3 protein-coding genes are annotated in these 1,708 nt (G+C 77.6%); all 3 read right to left on the reverse strand.

Annotation, left to right across the window (positions count from 1 at the left end):
• On the reverse strand, window positions 1–294 hold a 294-nt coding region (locus tag E4P41_RS21630), incomplete at its 3' end, for a hypothetical protein (protein WP_209307862.1).
• Window positions 291–1,244 (reverse strand): NlpC/P60 family protein, encoded by a 954-nt coding sequence (locus E4P41_RS21635; RefSeq protein ID WP_135143247.1) that lies wholly within the window; start codon window positions 1,242–1,244, stop codon window positions 291–293. The genes E4P41_RS21635 and E4P41_RS21630, both read right to left, overlap by 4 nt.
• The coding region (locus E4P41_RS21640; RefSeq protein WP_209307863.1) for a flagellar FliJ family protein at window positions 1,232–1,708 on the reverse strand (477 nt) is incomplete at its 5' end. The genes E4P41_RS21635 and E4P41_RS21640, both read right to left, overlap by 13 nt.

Raw genomic sequence — 1,708 nt, forward strand, 5'->3', positions numbered from 1 at the left:
GATCTCGATGCCGGTGAGCAGCGCCCACAGCGCGGGCGGCATGCCGCCCGGCGAGACGGCGGGGTCGGCGGTGGGCCGGTCGCCGGCCGGGGCGTCGGTGCCGGGGTCGCTGGGAGAGGAGGGGACCTCGGCCTCCGCGGCGCGCCCCTGCTCGCGGGGGCCGCCCTGTCCGCCGGTGACCGCGTCGTCGAGGGCCGAGGCGAACCGCTCGCCGCCGTCGGGAGAGCCGGTCGCAGCCGGGCTCCCGGCGGGCGGTGCGGCCGCCGGCGCGGCCGGTGCCAGGGGTGCTGTCATCGGAGGGCCTCCGCCTTGCTCATCACGGCGCGGACGTAGTCCTGGGTCTCGGCGTAGGGCGGGATGCCGCCGTACCGGCTGACGGTGCCGGGGCCGGCGTTGTAGGCGGCCAGGCCCAGCTCGGTCGACCCGAACTGCTCGGTGAGGTCGGCGAGGTACCGGGCCGCGCCGTCGACGGCCGAGGCCGGGTCGAAGGGGTCCACGCCGAGGCCGCGGGCGGTCGTGGGCACGAACTGCATGAGGCCCTGCGCGCCGGCGGGGGAGACCGCCGACGCGTCGTACCCGGACTCCTGCTGAGCGACGGCCGCGAGCAGCGCCGGGTCGATGCCGTGCCGGCTGCCGGCGCGGGTGAACAGGTCGGCGTAGGGGACGCCGGCCAGCGAGGAGGCCGGGGTCGACGCCGGAGCCGCGGAGCCGGCGGGCAGCACGCGGCGGATGACGGCCGGATCGCCCACGTCCTGCACCTTGACGACCTCGCCGGCCTGCGGGGCGGCGATCATCTTGTCGTCGCCGATGTAGATGCCGACGTGGTCGATGCCCGGTCGCGAGCCGTTGTGGTCGAAGAACACCAGGTCGCCGGGGCGGGCGTCGGCCAGTGAGGCGACCGCGGCGCCGGCCGTGGCCTGCTGCGAGGAGGTGCGCGGCAGGTCGATGCCGAGGTTGCCGTAGACCAGCTGGGTGAAGCCGGAACAGTCCAGGCCCCGGGCCGGGTCGGTGCCGCCCCACAGGTAGGGGACGCCGAGGTACCTGCGCGCCTCGGCGACGACGGCGCTCTCCGACGCACTCCCGGTCGTGCCGGCGCTCGTCGCGGAGGGAGCTGCGGTGGCCGTGAGGCCGGCGGCCGCGGCGGCCGCGGTCCAGTCGGTGGCGGCAACGCCCGGGCGCGGCGCGGTGAGGAAGCGGGCCTGGATCTCGCCGATCCGGGAGTGCACCGCGGTCAGACCGTCCACGCCGCCTCCCCTCGAGCCATCCCGGCCGAGTCCGCGACGTGGCCGGCGAGACCAGCGCCAGGCCACCACGTCGTGGGGCTGTTCCGTCCCGCGCGACCAGCGCCGTGGCCGCCGGGAGCCGGGCCGGACGGCCAGGTCGTCGGTCCGGTCCAGGATTGGCGCCCGGAGCGGCCGGTGACGAGGTCGTCCACGGTCCTCTCCTCGGCAGCCTGCTCGGCGAGTCGCACCGCCCGGACGTGCCGTTCGCGCAACCGCTCCAGGCCCTTGGTCCGCTGTGCGGCCGACGTCCACGCCGCGCGCACCAGCTCGGCCTGCTCGGCCGAGGCGGTCGCCAGCGACCGGGCCGCCGCGGCGTCCTCGGCGGCGAGCCGAGCCATCGCCATTCGCGCGCGAAAGGCACCGGAGTCGACGGGGCCGCTCGGCAGCGCCGAGGCCACGGCAGCCTCGGCCGCGGTGGCGCGGCG

This window comes from Geodermatophilus sp. DF01-2 (assembly GCF_004571065.1).
Classification (GTDB): domain Bacteria; phylum Actinomycetota; class Actinomycetes; order Mycobacteriales; family Geodermatophilaceae; genus Geodermatophilus.